15 protein-coding genes are annotated in these 19,557 nt (G+C 70.7%); 11 read left to right on the top strand and 4 right to left on the bottom strand.

Annotation, left to right across the window (positions count from 1 at the left end):
* The first annotated feature begins 97 nt into the window (after window positions 1-97).
* The 3 genes from OG230_RS10135 to OG230_RS10125 all read left to right on the top strand — a co-directional run bounded on the left by OG230_RS10135 (window position 98) and on the right by OG230_RS10125 (window position 2,953).
* Window positions 98-1,597 carry an MDR family MFS transporter gene (locus OG230_RS10135; RefSeq protein WP_328911357.1) on the top strand — a complete coding sequence of 500 codons (1,500 nt, stop codon included), beginning with the start codon at window positions 98-100 and terminating at the stop codon, window positions 1,595-1,597.
* A 148-nt stretch (window positions 1,598-1,745) separates the two neighbouring features.
* Window positions 1,746-1,970 carry a hypothetical protein gene (locus OG230_RS10130; RefSeq protein WP_328909830.1) on the top strand — a complete coding sequence of 75 codons (225 nt, stop codon included), beginning with the start codon at window positions 1,746-1,748 and terminating at the stop codon, window positions 1,968-1,970.
* A gap of 191 nt (window positions 1,971-2,161) precedes the next feature.
* On the top strand, window positions 2,162-2,953 hold the full coding sequence (locus OG230_RS10125) for a putative protein N(5)-glutamine methyltransferase (protein ID WP_328909829.1): 792 nt from the start codon (window positions 2,162-2,164) through the stop codon (window positions 2,951-2,953).
* A gap of 93 nt (window positions 2,954-3,046) precedes the next feature.
* Here OG230_RS10125 and OG230_RS10120 read toward each other — a convergent pair whose 3' ends face one another.
* Window positions 3,047-3,562, bottom strand: a complete 516-nt coding sequence (locus OG230_RS10120) for a pyridoxamine 5'-phosphate oxidase family protein (RefSeq protein WP_328909828.1) — start codon at window positions 3,560-3,562, stop codon at window positions 3,047-3,049.
* A 123-nt stretch (window positions 3,563-3,685) separates the two neighbouring features.
* Between OG230_RS10120 and OG230_RS10115 the strand changes: the two genes are divergently transcribed.
* Window positions 3,686-6,676, top strand: coding sequence for a bifunctional [glutamine synthetase] adenylyltransferase/[glutamine synthetase]-adenylyl-L-tyrosine phosphorylase (locus OG230_RS10115; RefSeq protein ID WP_328909827.1), 2,991 nt, complete (start codon window positions 3,686-3,688; stop codon window positions 6,674-6,676).
* A 63-nt stretch (window positions 6,677-6,739) separates the two neighbouring features.
* Here the strand turns inward: OG230_RS10115 and OG230_RS10110 are convergent, their stop codons facing one another.
* Window positions 6,740-7,360 (bottom strand): TetR/AcrR family transcriptional regulator C-terminal domain-containing protein, encoded by a 621-nt coding sequence (locus OG230_RS10110; RefSeq protein ID WP_328909826.1) that lies wholly within the window; start codon window positions 7,358-7,360, stop codon window positions 6,740-6,742.
* A gap of 131 nt (window positions 7,361-7,491) precedes the next feature.
* Between OG230_RS10110 and OG230_RS10105 the strand changes: the two genes are divergently transcribed.
* Both OG230_RS10105 and OG230_RS10100 read left to right on the top strand, forming a co-directional pair.
* Entirely contained in the window at window positions 7,492-8,955 is a 1,464-nt protein-coding gene (locus OG230_RS10105; protein WP_328909825.1) for an APC family permease, read from the top strand.
* Between the two features lie 11 nt (window positions 8,956-8,966).
* Window positions 8,967-10,565 carry an amidohydrolase gene (locus tag OG230_RS10100; protein ID WP_328909824.1) on the top strand — a complete coding sequence of 533 codons (1,599 nt, stop codon included), beginning with the start codon at window positions 8,967-8,969 and terminating at the stop codon, window positions 10,563-10,565.
* Between the two features lie 35 nt (window positions 10,566-10,600).
* On the opposite strand, the gene OG230_RS10095 is transcribed toward OG230_RS10100, so the two are convergent.
* Together OG230_RS10095 and OG230_RS10090 are read right to left on the bottom strand one after the other, a co-directional pair.
* A complete protein-coding gene (locus OG230_RS10095) occupies window positions 10,601-11,500 on the bottom strand; it encodes a phosphatase PAP2 family protein (RefSeq protein WP_443051526.1) in 900 nt (299 codons plus the stop codon).
* Between the two features lie 91 nt (window positions 11,501-11,591).
* Window positions 11,592-12,635: a LacI family DNA-binding transcriptional regulator gene (locus tag OG230_RS10090; RefSeq protein WP_328909822.1), complete on the bottom strand. Its 1,044-nt coding sequence runs from the start codon at window positions 12,633-12,635 to the stop codon at window positions 11,592-11,594.
* A gap of 371 nt (window positions 12,636-13,006) precedes the next feature.
* Here OG230_RS10090 and OG230_RS10085 point away from each other — a divergent pair, with 371 nt between their 5' ends.
* The 5 genes from OG230_RS10085 to OG230_RS10065 all read left to right on the top strand — a co-directional run bounded on the left by OG230_RS10085 (window position 13,007) and on the right by OG230_RS10065 (window position 19,186).
* Window positions 13,007-14,278, top strand: a complete 1,272-nt coding sequence (locus OG230_RS10085; RefSeq protein ID WP_328909821.1) for an extracellular solute-binding protein — start codon at window positions 13,007-13,009, stop codon at window positions 14,276-14,278.
* A 21-nt stretch (window positions 14,279-14,299) separates the two neighbouring features.
* Window positions 14,300-15,316, top strand: coding sequence for a carbohydrate ABC transporter permease (locus OG230_RS10080; RefSeq protein WP_328909820.1), 1,017 nt, complete (start codon window positions 14,300-14,302; stop codon window positions 15,314-15,316).
* A complete protein-coding gene (locus OG230_RS10075) occupies window positions 15,313-16,191 on the top strand; it encodes a sugar ABC transporter permease (protein ID WP_328909819.1) in 879 nt (292 codons plus the stop codon). Before OG230_RS10080 ends, OG230_RS10075 begins: the two co-directional genes overlap by 4 nt.
* A gap of 266 nt (window positions 16,192-16,457) precedes the next feature.
* A complete protein-coding gene (locus OG230_RS10070) occupies window positions 16,458-18,134 on the top strand; it encodes a glycoside hydrolase family 13 protein (protein ID WP_328909818.1) in 1,677 nt (558 codons plus the stop codon).
* On the top strand, window positions 18,119-19,186 hold the full coding sequence (locus OG230_RS10065; protein WP_328909817.1) for a LacI family DNA-binding transcriptional regulator: 1,068 nt from the start codon (window positions 18,119-18,121) through the stop codon (window positions 19,184-19,186). Before OG230_RS10070 ends, OG230_RS10065 begins: the two co-directional genes overlap by 16 nt.
* Window positions 19,187-19,557: the final 371 nt, after the last annotated feature.

Raw genomic sequence — 19,557 nt, 5'->3', positions numbered from 1 at the left:
CACTGTGCATGTATGGTGAATTCTTCTACTCCCCGACCACACCTCCCGGAGGTTGCGCGTGAGCGCAGAAACGGCCGCGCCGCCCCAGGTCGCGCCCATGGAGCACCGCGATGTCCTGCGAGCGCTGAGCGGTCTGCTGATCGTGCTGTTCGTGGCGATGACGAGCAGCACCGTGGTCTCCGTCGCCCTCCCGCAGATCATCGGCTCGCTGAACGGCACCCAGTCGCAGTACACCTGGGTCGTCACCGCGATGCTGCTGGCATCGACGGCCTCCACCCCGATCTGGGGCAAGCTCGCCGACCTGTTCAGCAAGAAGCTGCTGCTCCAGATATCCATCGGCATCTTCGTCATCTCGTCGATCGCCTGCGGATTCGCCCAGTCCACCGAGCAGTTGATCGCCTTCCGTGCACTCCAGGGCCTCGGCATGGGCGCTCTCCAGGTGCTCGTGCAGGTCATCATCGCCGCGATGATCAGCCCCAAGGAACGCGGCCGGTACAACGGCTACCTCGGCGGCGTCATGGCCGTCTCCACCGTCGGCGGCCCGCTGCTCGGCGGCTTCATCACGGACACCTCGTGGCTGGGCTGGCGGTGGTGCTTCTTCATCGCCGTACCGTTCACGCTGCTCGCCTCCGTGATGCTCTCCCGCACCCTGCACCTCACCGAAGTACGCCGCCCGGACGTCAAGGTCGACTACCTCGGGGCAACCCTCATCGCGGCCGGCGTCAGCCTGCTCCTGCTCTGGGTCACCTTCGTCGGCAACGACTTCGACTGGATCTCCTGGCAGACGGCGGCCATGGTCGGCGCCGCCGCAGTGATCCTCGCGGCGGCCGTGGTGGTCGAGGGCCGTGTCAAGGAACCGGTCGTCCCGCTCGACGTCGTACGACGCCGGGACCCCGCCCTCGCCATCGTCGCGAGCCTCGCGGTCGGCATGGCGATGTTCGGCGGAGCGGTCTTCCTCGGCCAGTACTTCCAGATCGGCCGCGGCTACTCACCGACCGAGGCCGGTCTGCTCACCATCCCGCTGATGGCCGGTGTGCTGGTCTCCTCGACCGTCGCCGGACGCCTGGTCTCCAGGACCGGCAAGGTCAAGCCGTACATCATCGCCGGAGTCGTCGTCCTCACCCTGGGCTTCCTCGGCCTGTCCACGATCGACCACGAAACCCCCCTGGTCATCGTGTCGTTCGGGATGGCCGCGGTCGGCGTCGGTGTCGGTATGTCGATGCAGAACCTCGTCCTGGTCCTCCAGAACACGGTCCCGCTCAGTGAACTCGGCGCGGCCAGCGGTGCGATCACCTTCTTCCGGTCCCTCGGCGGCACCATCGGCGTCTCGGTGCTGGGCGCGGTGCTGGCCAACCAGGTCGCCACGAAGATCGCCGCAGGTCTCACGAAGCTGGGCGTCGACCCGGCCGCGTCCTCCTCCGGCGGCTCGACCCTGAACGTGGCGGCCATGCCGCCGGAGATCCAGGAGGTCGTACGGGCCGCGTACGGAGACGCGACGGGTCACATCTTCCTCATCTCGGCGGCCATCGCCGTGGTCGGTGTGGTCGCGTCGGTCTTCCTGACCTCGACGAAGCTGCGCGACAGCGTGGACCTCTAGGGACACGAGCTAGGGTTTTTCGCGTTGTTGACGTGTGCCCCGTGCCGTCCGGCGCGGGGCACACGTGCGTCGGTGCGCGGCAGCCCGCTCACCGCTGGACGGCCGGGGCCCCCGCGCGGACAATGAAGTCCTTCTGGACGGGGGAAACATGACGGAAGTTCTCGTGCTGCTCGGCACCTTGCTCGCACTGATCGTGCTCCTGGTCGTCAGGGTCGGTCTCCGGTCCCGGCGCCGGACACAGAATTTCGACGGCCTGGAGATCGAGCGCCGCCACAGTGCGGAGATCCGGGAGACCCGGGCGGCCAACACCTCGGTGGCGGTGCACAACCGCTTCATCGACGGCGGTCGCGACCACGGTCCGCGGCGACGCTGACCCCGGGTCCCGGGGCGCGCACTGTTCGTCAGGTCCTGGGGTAAGGTGATGCCTCCCCACACGGGGACGTACTCAGGAGGTGAGACCCATTACCGCTGTATCAGGCTGGGTGCTCCCTTCCGGCGATCGCGTGACCGAACCGGCATAGACGATCGCGGAGCGCCCATCGGCTTTCCGAAAGGGTCCGCTTCATGTCGGCTTCCGCGTCACCGCTCTCCCTCTCCTCGATCGTCACCACCCTCCGCGCCGCAGGCTGTGTCTTCGCCGAGGACGAGGCCGCACTTCTCCTCTCCACCGCCGGCACCCCGGCCGTCCTGGCCGGCATGGTCGAGCGCCGCGTCGCCGGTCTGCCCCTGGAACACGTCCTGGGCTGGGCCGAGTTCTGCGGAATGCGGGTCCGCGTCGACCCCGGCGTCTTCGTGCCCCGCCGCCGCACCGAGTTCCTGGTCCGGCAGGCCGTGGGTCTCACCCCGACACCGTCCGTCGTCGTCGACCTCTGCTGCGGCTCCGGGGCGCTCGGAGCCGCGCTGGCAGCGGCCCTGGACGGGGTAGAACTGCACGCCACCGACGTCGAACCGGCCGCCGTGCGGTGCGCCCGGCACAATGTCGGCGAACTCGGCCAGGTCTACGAGGGCGACCTCTTCGCGCCCCTGCCGGACTCCCTGCGCGGACGCGTCGACGTCCTGCTCGCCAATGTGCCGTACGTGCCGACCGGAGACGTCGAACTGCTGCCCGCCGAAGCGCGCATCCACGAGCCGCGTGTGGCACTCGACGGCGGCGGCGACGGACTCGACGTCATGCGCCGGGTGGCCGCGGAGGCTCCGAGCTGGCTGGCGCCGGGCGGCAGTCTGCTGGTCGAGACGAGTGAGCGTCAGGCGGCCCGCGCGCAGGAGGCGGTGGGCAGCGGAGGGCTGGTCCCGCGGGTGGTCACCTCCGATGAGCTGTACGCCACCGTCGTGATCGGCACCCGGCCGGAACGTTGACCCTCCGCCCGGACCCTCCGGGAGTCGCCACGGCTCCCGGAGGAGCCGGGCTCCTCCGGAATCCGCCCCGCCGGGACACGGGCGCGGTGGTGCTCAGGTGAAGCGCCACCGCGTCTGGCCGAACGGCTCGCCCTTCGCGAAGCCGAAAGCCGTGCGCGGGGCCACCGCGAAGACCAGGGCCCGGCCGCCCGCCTCGGTGAAGAACGCGCCGTCCCGGACATCGAAGCGCCAGTCCGCGCCGTACTTCGCCTCCCAGGCGGCGGCCAGCCGGGTCAGCCCGGCCTCGTCCGTCACCGGGTCCGCCCGGCCCTCGACGACCACGTCGTAGCCCTTGTCCAGCGTGTTGGCCCCGGTGGTCAGCGCGACCGCGGGGTTGGCGAGCAGATTGCGCGCCTTGCGTTCGGCCGGGCCCGTGCAGAAGTGCAGCGCGCCGTCCGACCAGACCCCGATCAGCGGGGTGACGTGCGGGCGGCCGTCCGGGCGGACGGTGGACAGCCAGTACAGCTCGGCCTCGCCGAGCAGCGTGGCGGCCTCCTGCCAGGGGCGGGGTGCGGCGCCCTCGCTGCTGTAGCGGGCGTCCAGCTCGGTGACCGGGTCCTTCTCGGGCATGGTGGACCTCCTGTTCTCCATCGTGCCTGCGAAGTGTGGACTCCGCCGCCGCTCCGAATTCATCGGTGCCCGGCTAGGCTCGAACTGCGGGTATGTGACGGTCGGCAGGCAGGAGAGCACGGGATGACGACGGTGCCGGGGCGCAGAAGCAGTACGTTCACCCGACTGCTGCGGCACGGTTTCACCGATCCGTCCGCCGCCGAACGGCTGCTGGAACTCGACGCCCTCTCCTCCGTACGGTCCGATCCCGTCCTGCTCGAAGCGCTCGGCGCGACCGCCGACCCCGATCTGGCGCTGCGGAGCCTCGTCCGGCTGGTCGAGGCCGAGGACGCCGACGAGCGCCAGATCCTGCTGGACACCCTGGTCACCGCCAAGCCCCTGCGGGACCGGCTCCTCGGGGTCCTCGGCGCTTCGGAGGCGCTCGGGGACCATCTGGCCCGCCATCCGCGCGACTGGCAGGCGCTCGTCACGTACGAGGCCACCGACCTGCATCCGGGGGTGGCCGAGTTCGAGCGGGGGCTCGCCGACGCGGTCGACCCGGACTCGCTGCGGGTCTCCTACCGCCGCTGCCTGCTGGCCATAGCGGCCCGCGACGTGTGCGGCACCATCGATGTCGCCGAGACGGCGGCCGAGCTCGCCGACCTGGCGACCGCCACCCTGCGCGCGGCGCTCGCCATCGCCCGTTCGGCCACCCCCGCCGACGCCGCCCTCTGCCGCGTCGCCGTCATCGCGATGGGCAAGTGCGGCGGCCACGAGCTGAACTACGTCTCCGACGTCGACGTGATCTTCGTGGGGGAGCCGGTCGACGGCGTCGAGGAGAGCAAGGCCGTGCCCGCCGCCACCCGGCTGGTCGCGCACATGATGCGGATCTGCTCCGACACGACCGTCGAGGGCACCATCTGGCCGGTCGACGCCAACCTCCGCCCCGAGGGGCGCAACGGACCCCTCGTGCGGACCCTCTCCTCCCACCTCGCGTACTACCAGCGCTGGGCCAAGACCTGGGAGTTCCAGGCGCTGCTGAAGGCCCGGCCGGTCGCCGGTGACCCCGAGCTGGGGGCCGAGTACGTGGAGGCGGTCTCGCCGCTGGTGTGGCAGGCCGCCGACCGGGAGAACTTCGTCGCCGACGTGCAGAAGATGCGCCGCCGCGTCGTCGCCACCATCCCGGCCGACCGGGTCGACCGCGAGCTCAAGCTCGGACCCGGTGGGCTGCGGGACGTCGAGTTCGCCGTCCAGCTGCTCCAGCTCGTGCACGGCCGCAGCGACGCGAGCCTGCGCAGCGGATCGACGCTGGAGGCGCTGCGGGCCCTCGCCGAAGGGGGCTACGTGGGGCGCGTCGACTCCGCGCAGCTCGACGAGGCGTACCGCTTCCTGCGCGCCATGGAGCACCGCATCCAGCTCTACCGGCTGCGCCGCACCCATCTGGTGCCCGAGGACGAAGCGGATCTGCGCAGGCTGGGCCGCTCCCTCGGGATGCGTACGGACCCGGTCGCCGAGCTCAACAAGGCGTGGAAGCGGCATGCGTCCGTCGTGCGCCGGCTGCACGAGAAGCTCTTCTACCGGCCGCTCCTGGACGCCGTCGCCCAGCTGGCCCCCGGAGAGTCCCGGCTCAGCGCGAAGGCCGCCGGTATCCGGCTCGAAGCCCTCGGCTACGCGGACCCGATCGCGGCCCTGCGGCACCTGGAGGCGCTGTCGTCGGGGGTGTCCCGCAAGGCCGCCATCCAGCGCACGCTGCTGCCGGTGCTCCTCGGCTGGTTCGCGGACTCCGCCGACCCGGACGCCGGACTGCTGGGCTTCCGCAAGGTCTCGGACGCGCTGGGCAAGACCCCCTGGTATCTGCGGCTCCTGCGCGACGAGGGGGCGGCGGCGGAGAATCTCGCACGCGTCCTGTCGGCCGGGCGCCTCGCCCCGGACCTGCTGCTGCGCGCCCCGGAGGCCGTCGCGATCCTCGGCGATCCGGAGGGACTGAAGCCGCGCACCCGTGACCACCTGGAGCAGGAGGTGCTGGCCGCGGTGGGGCGGGCCGAGGGCGCCGAGGCCGCCGTCGCCGTGGTGCGTGGCGTACGGCGCCGGGAGCTGTTCCGGACGACCGCCGCCGACATCATCCGCTCCTACGGTACGGAGGACAGCCCCGCCGAACAGGACCTGGGCGCACTCGTCGACCGGGTCGGCTCGGCGGTCTCCGACCTGAACGCCGCGACCCTGTCGGGCGCGCTGAGGGCCGCCGTGCGGGAGCACTGGGGGGACACCCTGCCGACCCGTTTCGCGGTGATCGGCATGGGCCGCTTCGGCGGGCACGAGCTGGGGTACGGCTCCGACGCGGACGTGCTGTTCGTCCATCAGCCGCGCGAGGGCGTGAGCGACCAGGAGGCGAGCAAGGCGGCCAACACGGTCGTGTCCGAGATGCGAAGGCTCCTCCAACTTCCCACGGCGGACCCGCCGTTGCTCATCGATGCCGACCTTCGGCCGGAGGGCAAGACCGGACCGATGGTGCGCACGCTGAAGTCGTACGAGGCGTACTACCGGCGTTGGGCGCTGGTCTGGGAGAGCCAGGCGCTACTGCGGGCCGAACCCGTCGCGGGTGACGAGGAGTTGGGACGCAGCTTCATCGAGCTGATCGAGCAGCTGCGGTATCCGATGGAGGGCCTGGGGGAAGACGCCGTCCGCGAGATCCGCCGGCTCAAGGCCCGGATGGAGTCCGAGCGGATGCCGCGCGGTGCCGACCCGACGCTCCACGCGAAACTGGGGCGCGGCGGGCTCAGCGACGTCGAATGGACCGTGCAGTTGATGCAGTTGCAGCACGGCTGGGCCGAGCCCGGACTGCGCACGACGCGGACGCGGGAGGCCCTGGCCGCCGCGTGCGCGGCCGGGCTGATCCCGACCGAGGACGCGGTGACGCTCGACGAGGCGTGGGTGCTGGCGACGCGGGTGCGCAACGCGGTGATGCTGGCACGGGGACGGCCCGGCGACACGTTCCCCTCGAACCCGCGGGAGCTCACGGCCGTGGGGCGCTATCTGGGGTACGAGCCGGGGCACGTCGGCGACATGCTCGACGACTACCGGCGGATCACGCGGCGTGCCAGGGCGGTGGTGGAGGAGCGGTTCTACGGGGCGTGACGGGCCCCGGTGCCGCTACCGCGGGCTCCCGGACCGGGGGCTCCGCCCCCGGCCTCCCGCTCCTCAGTCACCGGAGGGAGCGGATCCGGCCCGCTCCCGGCAGTGCGCCATGAACGCCTCCAGGGCCATCTCGAACGCCGCGTCCGCCCGGGCGGGCCCCATGGCCGCCAGCGCCTCCGTCAGCCGGGGCGTCGCCGCGGCGTCCGCGGGCTCCCACATCGTCTCCGGGGCGGCCAGGTCCAGCGCCGACCCCAGCACCAGGTTCTCCAGCGCGGTGATCACCGCCATCACCTCCGTGATCGGGAACCCCACCCCGAGCAGGAGCCGTACCGCCTGCTCGTACTGCGACAGCACCTTCGGCGTGCGCACCGGATTCATGGTGAGCAGGGGGATCGTGCGCGGGTGCGCCGCGAAGGCGGCACGGTAGGAGCGGGCCCACGCGGTCATCGCGGCGTCCCAGGGCTCCAGGCCGAGCGTCGACGTGTCGATCGCCTCGGACACCCGCTCCCGGATGAGTTCGACGACGCCGGACCGTCCGTCCACGTGGTGGTAGATCGAACCGGTCTGCACCCCGAGCCGCCGGGCGATCTCCGGGACGCTGAAGTCTCCCTTCTCGTCGAGGAGTTCGAGCGCCACGGTGGTGATGCGCTCGGGGTCGAGCAGCCGGGTGCGCGGCCGTCCCATGTGCGGTTCTCCTGACGTACGTCTGCCGAAGGGGTCTTCCCAATGCCTGGACGTGAGGCTACATTGCCGAAACCGAAAGCCTTTAGGTTTCTGGTCCCTGCCCCCGCCAGTCGCAGAAGGGCCCCTTCCGTATGTCTGCGCCCACTCCCCGTAGAGGCACGCTCGGCACCGCTGACATCGCCTTCTTCGTCATATCCGCCGCGGCCCCGCTCACCGTGATGGCCGGGGTCGCCCCGATCGCCCTCATGCTCGGCGGCATCGGCGCTCCGGTCGGATATCTGCTCGCCGGCATCACGCTCGCGATCTTCGCCGTCGGCTTCACCACGATGAGCCGCCACGTCCGCAGCGGCGGGGCGTTCTACGCCTACATCACCCGCGGACTCGGCCGCCCGCTCGGCATCTCCGCGTCCCTGCTCGCCATGCTCGGCTACAACGGCATGGAGATCGGCGTCTACGGACTCCTCGGCTCCGCCACGGCGGACACCGTGCAGTCCATGGGGGGCATCGACGTGCCCTGGCTGCCCATCGCACTCGCCGGTCTGCTGGTCGTCTGGTACGGCGGCTTCCGCTCCATCGACTTCGGCGCCAAGCTGCTCGGCGTCCTGCTCGTCGCCGAGACCGGCATCCTCGTCCTGCTGGCCGGCGGGGTGCTGCTGGACGGCGGCGCCACCGGAATCTCGTTCGCCTCCTTCGCCCCGGCCCATATCTTCGTACCCGGCATGGCGGCGGTGCTGGCCTGCGCCTTCGCCGCGTTCACCGGCTTCGAGTCGACGGTGATCTACCGCCGCGAGGCGAAGGACCCGGACCGCGGCGTCCCGCGCGCCACCTACATCGCCGTGGCGTTCCTCGGGCTCTTCTACTCCTTCGTCGTCTGGGCCGTCATCCAGGCGTTCGGGGACGGAAAGGTCGTCGAGGCCGCCGCCACCGACCCGGGCGGGATGTTCTTCGCCGCCATCACCACGTACGTCGGCCCCTGGGCCGCCGACCTGATGCACCTCCTGATCATCACCAGCATCCTGGCCTCGCTCCTCGCCTTCCACAACGCGATCAACCGGTACGGACTCGCACTCGCCGAGGAAGGCGTACTGCCCCCGGCCTTCGGCCGGCTCCACCCGCGCCACCGTTCGCCCCACGTGGCGGGCGCGGCACAGATCGCACTCGGCGCGGTCGTCGTCATCGCCTTCGCCGCGGCGGGCGCCGACCCGTACGCGCAGCTCCTGCTCTGGGTCAACACTCCCGGCATGATCGCCCTGATGGCGCTCCAGCTCCTCGCGGCCCTGGCCGTCCCGCTCTACTTCCGGAGCGTCACCCACAGCGAGGGGGCGCTGCGCACCGTCGTGGCACCGATCGTCGCCGCCGTGCTCCTCGCCTCCGCGCTCGGCCTCGTCGTGTACAACGTCGACCTCTTCTCCGGCGCCTCGACCGGCGTGAACGTCGTGCTCGTCGCCGTGGTCCCCGCCGTCTTCCTGGCCGGCCTCGTCCTCGCCCACCGGCTGCGCAGGACCAGGCCGGAGGTGTACGCCGGTTTCGCCGCCGAACCCGACGAGGCACCGCACCCCGCCGAACCCGTCCGTTCCTCCACCACCACCGTCTAAGGAGTCCCACCGTGCCCGCAGCCGACCTCCTCCTCACCGGAGCACGCGTCCGCACCCTCGACCCGTCCCTGCCGGAGGCCACCGCCGTGGCCGTCACGGACGGGGTGATCACCGCGGTCGGGGATGCCGGAGGACTGCGGGAGCTGCGCGGTCCGGGAACGGAGACCGTCGACCTGACCGGGGCCACCCTCACCCCCGGTCTGGTCGACGCGCACAGCCACCCGGTCATGGGCCTGGACATGGCCACCGGGGCCGACCTCAGCGCCGTCCGCGACCTCGCCGGTCTGCGGGCCGCCCTCGCCGCGGCGGAGCGCACCGAGGGCTGGGTCGTCGCCTGGGGCCTGGACCACAACGCCTTCGGCGGCCACCCGGTCGACCGTGCCCTCGTCGAGGAGGCCCTGGGCGGCGCACCCGCGTTCGTCCGGCTCTACGACGGCCACTCCGCGCTCGTCAGCGGCGCCGCCCTGGAGCGGGCGGGCATCACCGGGCCCCGCGCCTTCAGCCAGCGCTCGACGGTCGTCTGCGACCGGGACGGGCGCCCCACGGGGCATCTGATCGAGCACGCCGCGATGGACCTGGTGGCCGGGCTGCTGCCCAGGCCCTCGTACGCCGAGCGCCGCACCCGCCTCGTCGGGCTCCTCTCGCAGATGGCCGCGACCGGCCTCACCGGCGCCCACGTGATGGACCTCGGCGACGGCTCCGTACCCGGGCTGCTCGCCTCGGTTGAGGAGGTGACGGACCTGCCGGTACGGCTCCGGCTCGCGCCCTGGTGCATGCCCGGCGCCGACGAGGTGGCCCTGGACGAGCTGGTGCGGCTTCAGAGCGAGGCCGGGCGGCTCTGGCGGGTCGGCGGGGTGAAGTTCTTCATGGACGGCACCGTCGAGGGCGGCACCGCCTGGCTGGAGCACCCCGACTGCCACGGCCAGGGCACCGAGGCGTTCTGGCCGGACCCGGCGGCGTACACCGAGGCCGTGCACCATCTGCACCGCAACGGGGTCGGCACCGCCACCCACGCCATCGGCGACGCAGCTGTCCGGCACGTCCTGGACACCGTGGCCGCGCTGGGGGAGAGCGGCAGGCTCCGCCACCGCATCGAGCACATCGAGACGGTGCCGCGCGCGCTGGCCGCCCGGTTCGCCGAGCTCGGGGTGATCGCCTCGATGCAGCCCACGCACACCGCGTACACCCGGGCCGATCACACCGACGAGTGGTCCAGGCGGCTCGGGGACGAGCGGGCGTCGAGGGCCTGGCGCTGCCGTGACCTGCGGGACGCGGGCGCCTTCGTGGCGCTGGGATCGGACTGGCCGATCGCGCACTACGACGTACGTCAGGTGCTGGCCACGGCACGGCTGCGGCGGCTCCCCGGCGCGTACGACACCGAGCCGGTCACCGCGGAGCAGGCGCTCACGGGGCTGATGGCGCTGGAGGGCTGTACCTCGCACGCGGCGGTGGCCGCCGGGGAACAGGCGTACGCGGGCCGCATCGCGGTCGGCCACCGGGCCGACCTGACGGCCTTCGGCCTGGACCCGGTGGAGGCGCCCGCGGACGAACTGGGGGAGGCTCCGGTACGTCTCACCGTCACCGGTGGCCGCATCGTGCACTGCTCCTGACCCGGTCCGGCGCCGGGTCCTCCCGGCGCCGGCTCTCAGACGCGGGAGGAACCGGACTTCGCCGTCGCCGCTTCCGGGGACAGGGCGCCGAGCCGGCCCCCGCCGGAGGACACCAGCTTCGGGAGGCGGTGCGGCAACGAGCCGTACCAGGCGTAGGACACCGCGTAACCGAAGGCCAGGCAGGCCATTCCGCCGACGGCGTCCAGCCAGAAGTGGTTGGCCGTCGCCACGATCACGACCAGGGTGGCCGCCGGGTAGAGCAGGCCCAGGACACGCGCCCAGGGCACCGAGGCCAGCGCGAAGATGGTCAGACCGCACCACAGCGACCAGCCGATGTGCATCGACGGCATCGCCGCGTACTGGTTCGACATGTTCTTGAAGTTGCCGGAGGCCATCGAGCCCCAGGTCTGGTGCAGCAGCACCGTGTCGACGAAGTTCCCGCCGGTCATCAGGCGGGGCGGCGCAAGGGGATACAGGTAGTAGCCGAGCAGGGCCACGCCCGTGGTCGCGAAGAGGATCAGTCTGGTCGCGGCGTAGCGGCCCGGGTGCCTGCGGAACAGCCACACGAGCACACTGATGGTGACGATGAAGTGCAGCGTCGCGTAGTAGTAGTTCATCGACACGATCAGCCATGTCACCGAGTTGACCGCCTGGTTGACCGTCTCCTCGAAAGCGATGCCCATGGCCTTCTCGGCCGACCAGATCCAGTCGGCGTTGCGGAGGGCGGCTGCCTTCTGCTCCGGCACGGCGTTGCGCACCAGCGAGTACAGCCAGTAACTCACCGCGATCAGGAGGATCTCGAACCAGAGCCGGGGTCGGCGGGGTGACCGCATCGACCGCAGTCTCGTCGGCTTGCCGTTCGGCTTCGCCTCCGGGACTGCCTCGTCGGCGGTGGGTGACGGGGTGGCCGCTGTCCGGCCTTCCTGTGTTTTCACTTGCGATTCACCCATAGGCGCAGAGTCTGCCAGATACGTCCCACACTCCCCGATCATCCTCCGGTCGGGATCCGGTTGCACATCCTGCATGTCACGAACGGGTGGGGGAGCCCGGGCCGGAACCGGGGCCGGAGGCAGTCGAGCCGCGAACCACCAGTTCAGGCATGAACACGAACTCGCTGTGCGGAGCGGGCGTCCCGCCGATCTCCTCCAGCAGCGTCCGCACCGCGGCCTGGCCCATCGCCGTCACCGGCTGCCGGATCGTGGTCAGTGGCGGGTCGGTGAAGGCTATGAGCGGCGAATCGTCGTAACCGACCACCGACAGATCGCGCGGCACCTCCCGCGACAGCCGGCGGGCCGCGCGGATCGCGCCGAGCGCCATCATGTCGCTGGCGCACACCACCGCGGTGCAGCCCCGCTCCATCAGCGCCGAGGCAGCCGCCTGGCCACCCTCCAGCGTGTACAGGGAGTGCTGGATCAGCTCCTCCACCGCTTCCGCGGTGAGGTCCAGCTGCTCCTGCATCGTGGCGTGGAAGCCCTCGATCTTGCGGAGCACCGGGACGAAGCGCTTGGGGCCCACCGCCAGGCCGATCCGCTGGTGCCCGAGCGAGACGAGATGCGTCACCGCGAGCCGCATCGCGGCGCGGTCGTCGGGAGAGATGAAGGGAGCCTGGACCTTGGGCGAGAAGCCGTTGACCAGAACGAAGGGAACGCCCTGTGCGCGCAGTTGTTCGTAGCGCTGCATATCGGCGGACGTGTCCGCGTGCAGCCCCGAGACGAAGATGATGCCCGAGACGCCCCGGTCGACGAGCATCTCCGTGAGCTCGTCCTCGGTGGAGCCGCCGGGGGTCTGGGTCGCCAGCACCGGGGTGTAGCCCTGTCGTGTCAGCGCCTGGCCGATGACCTGGGCCAGCGCCGGGAAGATCGGGTTCTCCAGCTCGGGCGTGATGAGACCGACGAGACCGGCACTGCGCCTGCGCAGGCGTACCGGGCGTTCGTAGCCCAGGACGTCGAGCGCCGCGAGGACGGATTCGCGGGTGGCAGCGGCAACACCGGGCTTGCCGTTCAGTACACGGCTGACCGTAGCTTCGCTGACCCCCGCCTGAGTTGCGATATCGGCAAGCCGTGCGGTCATGAAAGGGGACTGTACCGGGCCTGTGTCGGATTGCCCACCGTGTACGGGAATCGGCCGGGCGGGCAGCTCCGGGCCGCTGAAATCCTGGTCCCGCACCCTCTTCCCAGCAACGTCTTGCAAGGTCTTGCGGCCCCGGCTTGCTGGCTGCAGTCGGATCGTCGCACTGCGGATACACCGGGTGTGGCCTGGGGTGGGCAGGGGTACGACGCTCTCGTCAAGAGCCCTGACGGCAACCTTGAGGACACGCAGATGTAACGATCGCCGAGGCTTGCAGAAATCTTCCGCAAGGTCTTTCGGTCGTCTTTCATCCTTGTTACGTTCTCGTCGACCCGGCGCCGCGACGGAGCGGTACGGCAGTTGAAGGAGTTCAGATGCGACGTGGCATAACGGCCACCGCCCTGGTTGCGGCCCTGGCGCTCGCGGCGACCGCCTGCGGCAGCGACGACAAGACCGAGGGCAGCAAGAGCTCGGGAGAGCTCTCCGGAACGGTGACCTGGTGGGACACCTCCACCGTCGGCAGTGAGGACAAGGTCTTCAAGAAGCTGGCGGAGGGCTTCGAGAAGAAGCACCCGAAGGTCGACGTCAAGTACGTCAACGTGCCGTTCGGCGAGGCGCAGAACAAGTTCAAGAACGCCGCCCAGGCCGGCGCGGGCGCTCCCGACGTGATCCGCTCCGAGGTCGCCTGGACGCCGGAGTTCGCCGACCTCGGCTACCTGGCCCCGCTCGACGGCACCACCGCGCTCAAGGACCAGGACGACTTCCTCAAGCAGGCCGCCGCGTCCACCAAGTACAAGGACAAGACCTACGCGGTCCCGCAGGTCATCGACTCCATGGGCGTCTTCTACAACAAGAAGATCTTCAAGGAGGCCGGTGTCGAGGTCCCGTCGAGCATCGCGGACCTGAAGACCGTCTCGAAGAAGATCAAGGACAAGACCGGCAAGACCGGCCTCTACCTGCGCGGCGACGACGCGTACTGGTTCCTCTCCTTCCTGTACGGCGAGGGCGGCGACCTGGTCAGCGCGTCCGACAAGTCCATCACCGTCGACAAGCCCGAGGGCGTCAAGGCGTTCGAGGTCGTCAAGGACCTCGTCGACTCCGGTGCCGCGAAGACCGACGCCACCGACGGCTGGGAGAACATGCAGTCGTCGTTCAAGGACGGCAAGGTCGCGATGATGATCAACGGCCCGTGGGCCGTGGCCGACACGCTCGCCGGTAACGAGTTCAAGGACAAGACGAACCTCGGCATCGCCCCGGTCCCGGCCGGTTCCGCCGGTCAGGGCGCCCCGCAGGGCGGCCACAACCTCGCGGTCTACGCGGGCTCCAAGAACCTCGACGCCTCCTACGCCTTCGTCGAGTACATGACGTCCGTGGAGACCCAGGCGCAGACCGCCGGTGAGCTGAACCTGCTGCCGACCCGCACCTCCGCGTACGCCAAGCAGGAGGCCGTGGACAGCGAGATCGTCGGCTTCTTCAAGCCGGTCGTCGAGACCGCCGTCGAGCGCCCCTGGATCCCGGAGACCGGCAGCCTCTTCGCGCCGCTCGTCACCGAGTACACCAAGGTCCTCACCGGCCAGACCACGCCGGAGAAGGCCGCATCGGCCACCGGTGACTCCTACCGCAAGCTCCTCAAGGGCTGGAAGTAACCCAGGAAGGCAGGCCGGCTGATGGCTGTCCACACCAGCCAGTCGGTGGCGAAGGCCGCGGGCGACGACGTCGCCCGCGGCCGGAGCCGCGGTACTGGTAACCCCCCGCCGCCGAGCAGGCTCCGGCGGGCTCTGTCGACCCACTGGTACGCCTGGACGATGGTCGCCCCCGTCGTCCTGGTGATCGGCGTGATCATCGGCTATCCGCTGGTCCGCGGCTTCTACCTGTCCCTCACGGACGCCAACGAGCGCAACGTCGCACGGTCCATCGGCGTCAACGAGATGCCCGCGACGTACGAGTTCGTGGGCCTGGACAACTACGTCGACGCACTGACGGGTACCCAGTTCCTCGGCACCCTCGGCTGGACGCTGGTGTGGACGGTCTCCTGCGTGGCCATCACGTTCTCCCTCGGCATGGTCCTCGCCAACATGCTCAACCGCCGGTTCGCCGGGCGCTCCGCCTACCGGATGGCGCTCATCCTGCCCTGGGCCATCCCCGGGTTCGTCTCGGTCTTCGCCTGGCGCTTCCTCTACAACGAGGACCGCGGGCTGCTCAACAAGATCCTCGGCGGCGCCGGCATCGACGGCGTCCCGTGGCTCAACGACCCCACCTGGGCCAAGTTCTCCGTCATCGCCGTGAACGTCTGGCTCGGCATCCCGTTCATGATGGTCGCCCTGCTCGGCGGCCTGCAGTCCATACCCTCGGAGCAGTACGAGGCCGCGGAGATGGACGGCGCCACCGCCTGGCAGCGGTTCCGCCACATCACGCTGCCCGGACTGCGGCCGGTGTCGACCACGGTGATCCTGCTCTCCACCATCTGGACCTTCAACATGTTCCCGGTCATCTTCCTGCTGACCCGCGGCGGACCCGGCGAAGCCACCCAGATCCTGGTCACCCAGGCCTACAAATTCTCCTTCGAGATCAGCCCGCGCGACTTCGCGCAGTCCTCCACGTGGGGCGTGCTGATCCTCGTACTCCTGATGCTCTTCGCCGTGGTCTACCGGCGAGTGCTCCGCACGCAGGGAGACAACTGGTGACCACCGTCACGGACACCCCCGGCCGGCACGCCGTCCGCAAGCAGCGCAAGCGCGGCGACCGTTCCCCGCTCGCCTCCGTCGGCCTGCACCTCACCCTGATCATCGCGTCCGTCGTCGCGGTCTTCCCGGTGCTCTGGGTCCTGCTGACCTCGCTGAAGCCCGCCAAGTACGCGACGACCACGGACTTCTTCAGGGAGACCACGTTCGTCAACTACACGAACCTCATCAGGGACACCGAGTTCCTGAGCTGGTTCGGCAACTCCGTGATCATCGCGGGACTCTCCACCGTCATCGGTGTGTTCGTCTCCGCCACCACGGGGTACGCCGTCAGCCGCTTCCGCTTCCCCGGCAAGCGCGGGCTGATGTGGACGCTGCTGATCACCCAGATGTTCCCGGTCGCCGTCCTCATCGTGCCGATCTACAACATCATGTCGAACATCGGGCTGCTCAATCAGCCCGCCGGCCTCGTCCTCACCTACCTCACCATCTCGGTGCCGTTCTGTGCCTGGATGATGAAGGGCTTCTTCGACACCATCCCGCGGGAGATCGACGAGTCGGGACAGGTCGACGGCCTCACCCCGTTCGGCACGTTCTGGCGGCTCATCCTGCCGCTCGCCAAGCCCGGGCTCGCCGTCACCGCGTTCTACTCCTTCATCACCGCCTGGGGCGAAGTGGCGTACGCCTCCGCCTTCATGGTCGGCGACGAGAACCTCACGCTCGCCGGCGGACTCCAGAAGTTCGTCAACCAGTACGGCGCCCAGTGGGGCCCGATGACCGCAGCGTCCGTACTCATCGCGATACCGGCGGCGCTCGTCTTCCTCTTCGCGCAGCGTCACCTGGTGACCGGCATGTCCGCCGGAGCCGTCAAGGGCTAAGAGCCTGGCGGATGGCCTGGGACCGGGCGGACGTGGTCTGGCACGCACGCTTCCGGCGTTGTCGTCGGTCGCCGACGCTCCGCGTCGGCTCCCTCCTCCGCCTTGGAATCGCACGCACCAGACCGCGTCCGCTTTCCGATCCCAGGCCACCCGCCAGGCTCGCACCCGCACGCACGAACCGTACGACCGATCGCACCAGTCACAGCGGCGCCGGGGCCCCGACCCGGTCCCGGTGCCGCTCCCCACCCAGACACCCCAGGGACGACATGACCCAGCACCTCGCTGCCCCCTCCACCGGCACGTCCGACGGCGCCCCGGGCCACCGCACCGGCTGGTGGCAGGACGCGGTGATCTACCAGGTCTATCCGCGGAGCTTCGCCGACGGCAACGGCGACGGCATGGGCGATCTCGCAGGCGTCACCGCCCGGCTCCCCCACCTCAAGGGCCTCGGCGTCGACGCGGTCTGGCTCAGCCCCTTCTACGCCTCGCCGCAGGCCGACGCCGGCTACGACGTCGCCGACTACCGGGCCATCGACCCGATGTTCGGCACGCTGCTCGACGCCGACGCCCTGATCCGCGAGGCCCACGGGCTGGATCTGCGCATCATCGTCGACCTGGTGCCCAACCACTCCTCCGACCAGCACGAGTGGTTCAAGCGCGCCCTCGCCGAAGGCCCCGGCTCGGCCCTGCGCGAGCGCTACCACTTCCGCTCCGGCAAGGGCGCGAACGGCGAACTCCCGCCCAACGACTGGGAGTCCATCTTCGGCGGCCCCGCGTGGACCCGGACCACCGACCCGGACGGCACGCCCGGCGACTGGTACCTCCACCTGTTCGCCCCGGAGCAGCCCGACTTCAACTGGGAACACCCGGCCGTCGCCGACGAGTTCCGCTCGATCCTGCGCTTCTGGCTCGACATGGGCGTCGACGGCTTCCGCGTCGACGTGGCCCACGGTCTCGTCAAGGCCGAGGGCCTGCCCGACCTCGGCACCCACGACCAGGTCAAGCTGCTCGGCAACGACGTCATGCCGTTCTTCGACCAGGACGGTGTCCACGAGATCTACCGCAGCTGGCGCGTCATCCTCGACGAGTACCCCGGCGAGCGGATCGCCGTCGCCGAGGCGTGGACCCCCACCGTCGAGCGCACCGCCAACTACGTGCGCAGCGACGAGATGCACCAGGCGTTCAACTTCCAGTACCTCGGCACCGCCTTCGACGCCGCCGAGCTGCGCACGGTCATCGACACCTCGCTCGACGCGATGCGCCCCGTCGGTGCCCCCACCACCTGGGTGCTCTCCAACCACGACGTGACCCGGCACGCCACCCGCTTCGCCAACCCGCCCGGCCTCGGCACCCAGATCCGTACCGCCGGTGACCGCGAGATGGGTCTGCGCCGCGCCCGCGCCGCGAGCCTGCTGATGCTGGCGCTGCCCGGCTCCGCCTACGTCTACCAGGGCGAGGAGCTCGGCCTGCCCGACGTCACCGACCTGCCCGACGAGGCGCGCCAGGACCCGTCGTTCTTCCGCGCCGAGGGCCAGGACGGCTTCCGCGACGGCTGCCGGGTGCCGATCCCGTGGACCCGCGAGGGCAGCTCGTACGGCTTCGGGGACGGTGGCAGCTGGCTTCCGCAGCCCGCCGGCTGGGGCGAGCTCTCCGTCGAGGCGCAGACCGGCGTCGAGGGTTCCACCCTGGAGCTGTACCGGGCGGCGATCGCCGCCCGCCGTGCGCACCCGGGTCTCGGTGCCGGGTCCGGTGTGGAGTGGCTGGACGCCCCCGAAGGCGTCCTCGTCTTCGGCCGCCCCGGCTTCGTCTGCACGGTCAACACCACCGCCCGCCCGGTCCGGATGCCGGTCCGCGGCAGTGTGCTGCTGGCCAGCGCCCCCGTGAGCGTCGACGGCGCCGAGTTCGAGCTGCCCGCCGAGACCACGGTGTGGTGGACGGTGTGACCGTCCCCGCACCCCGGACCGGCGGGGCGCTGCGGCTCTCCGACATCGCCGGACAGGCGGCGGTCAGCGAGGCGACCGTCAGCCGGGTGCTCAACGGGAAGCCGGGCGTCGCGGACACCACGCGTCAGCGGGTGCTCGCGGCGCTCGACATCCTCGGCTACGAACGTCCCGTACGGCTGCGCCGGCGCAGCGCCGGGCTGATCGGTCTGGTGACTCCCGAACTCACCAACCCGATCTTTCCGGCGTTCGCGCAGTCCGTCGAGCAGGTCCTCGCCGGCCACGGCTACACCCCGGTGCTCTGCACCCAGCTGCCCGGCGGCGCCACGGAGGACGAGCTCGTCGAGCAGCTCGTCGAACGCGGCGTCGGCGGCATCGTCTTCCTCTCCGGGCTGCACGCCGACCTGTCGGCGGACCCGGCCCGGTACGCCGCTCTGGCCGAGCGCGGTGTGCCGTTCGTCCTGATCAACGGCTACAACGAACGGATCAGCGCCCCGTTCGTCTCGCCGGACGACGCCGCCGCCGTGCGGATGGCGGTCGGGCACCTCGCCGCCCTCGGCCACCGCAGGATCGGTCTCGCGATCGGACCGCAGCGCTATGTGCCGTCCCGCCGCAAGCGGGACGGCTTCATCGAGTCGGCGGTCTCGATGCTCGGGCTGTCCTACTCCGAGGCCGAACTCCTCGTCTGCTCCACGCTGTTCGGCGTGGAGGGCGGCCAGGTCGCGGCCGGTGACCTGCTCGACCGGGGCTGCACCGGCATCGTCTGCGGCAGCGACCTGATGGCGCTCGGCGTGGTGCGCGCGGCCCGGGGGAGGGGGCTCGACGTGCCGCGCGACGTCTCGGTCGTCGGCTTCGACGACTCGCAGCTGATCGCGTTCACCGACCCGCCGCTCACCACCGTGCGCCAGCCCGTCCAGGCCATGGCCGCGGCGGCGGTGGGGGCTCTGCTGGAGGAGATCGGCGGGAGCCCGGTCCAGCGCACGGAGTACGTGTTCCAGCCGGAGCTGGTGGTACGGGGGTCCACCGCGGCGGTCCGCACGGTCCGCGCCGTCTGACAGGAGCGGGGAGCGGCGGCAACGCAGAGGAGAGGCACCGGAGTCGGCCCGGGATGGGCCGGCGGGGAGTTGAGCGACTCCGGGTGCCTCTCTCTGTCGTGACCGGCCCGGCCGGCCGGGCGCGTGGGGCCCGGCGCCGAGGCGGCCGGGACCCCCGGCCGACCGGACCGGAGTCGGGATGAACTTAACAGTGCCGCAATATCTTGCGAAAGACCTTGCAGGGAGAAAGCTGCACGATTTCGCGGATGTTAGCGGGAGGTGTCCAAAGGGTTGACCGGGGCGGAGCGGGCTCGTACGGTCTGCTCCGCGGCAAGGTTTGCATTCTTGCAGCAAGAACCTTCATGAGCCTTCAGTGCACGGCGCGTTGTCAC

This window comes from Streptomyces sp. NBC_00234 (assembly GCF_036195325.1).
GTDB lineage: Bacteria > Actinomycetota > Actinomycetes > Streptomycetales > Streptomycetaceae > Streptomyces.
This window is presented reverse-complemented; position numbering and strand designations above follow the sequence as displayed.